Source organism: Polaromonas sp. P3_B4 (assembly GCF_056402835.1).
Map to the genome: position 1 here is coordinate 1 of NZ_JBFUGQ010000011.1, position 612 is coordinate 612.

A 612-nucleotide genomic window follows, 5' to 3' on the forward strand; every position below is an offset into this window, starting at 1 on the left:
GGTGACATGGTGCTCCACCCTCAACCGAACTTGACGAAGTTGATTGCCGGCAGCGGGCCGCCGGGGAACTGGGTGAGGCTGCCGCCTGTCGCGAGCGGGCCGAGATCGATGCCCGCAAAGCCGAGGCGGGTGATGAGCGCGCCGACTTCCGCCTTCGCTTGCTGATCGTCGCCCGAATAGAACAGCACCCGGTTGCCGCCTTCGGCCTTGGGGTCGGCGGAGACGAGGTTGGCCAAGAGGTGATTGAAGGCCTTGACGAGGAGGGCGCCGGGCACGAGGCCGGCGACGATTTCGCTCGACAGGCGGCCGCCTAGTTCGGCCGGCTTGAAGAGGGGTGCCTCGATCGGGTTATTGGCATCGATGACGATGCGGCCGGCCCAATCCGGCAGACTGGACAGTGCCGCCGGCAGCTTCGACCAGGGCACGGCGATGAGGACGATATCGGCGCCGGCAGCCTCCGCGATCGTTCCGGCCGTGATATGCGGGGCGAGTTCTGCGGTGAGCTCGGCCAGCGTTTCCGGGCCGCGGCTGTTGGCGATGGTGGCGGAGATACCGTTACGGGCGAGAGCGCGGGCGAAGGCGGAGCCGATATTGCCGGCGCCGATGATACCG

General features: G+C 67.6%; 1 protein-coding gene. It reads right to left on the minus strand.

From position 1 onward, the window contains the following. Nucleotides 1-20 precede the first annotated feature (20 nt). On the minus strand, nucleotides 21-612 hold a 592-nt coding region (locus AC1DVV_RS22925; RefSeq protein WP_477707269.1), incomplete at its 5' end, for an NADPH-dependent F420 reductase.